This is a genomic window from Gilliamella sp. B2717 (assembly GCF_026536675.1).
Classification (GTDB): domain Bacteria; phylum Pseudomonadota; class Gammaproteobacteria; order Enterobacterales; family Orbaceae; genus Gilliamella; species Gilliamella apicola_I.
The window spans coordinates 1-213 of record NZ_JAFNNQ010000020.1; the positions used below are offsets into that span (position 1 = coordinate 1).

1 protein-coding gene is annotated in these 213 nt (G+C 52.1%); it reads left to right on the plus strand.

Annotation, left to right across the window (positions count from 1 at the left end; all coding sequences use genetic code 11):
• On the plus strand, positions 1-213 hold a 213-nt coding region (locus J3U35_RS11555; RefSeq protein ID WP_267359877.1), incomplete at both ends, for a type VI secretion system Vgr family protein.

The following is a 213-nucleotide window of genomic DNA, read 5'->3' on the forward strand; positions in this document are numbered from 1 at the left end:
TAGACGGCACGGAAGTCGCCATGGCCTTTATGGACGGCAATCCTGACCGCCCGTATATCGCTCATGCTCTGCATGACAGTGCCCACCCTGACCATGTCACCACCATAAACAAACACCGTAATGTGATTCGCACCCCCACCAATAACAAATTACGCATGGATGACAAACGGGGACAAGAGCATATCAAGCTGGCGACTGAATACGGCAAAACGC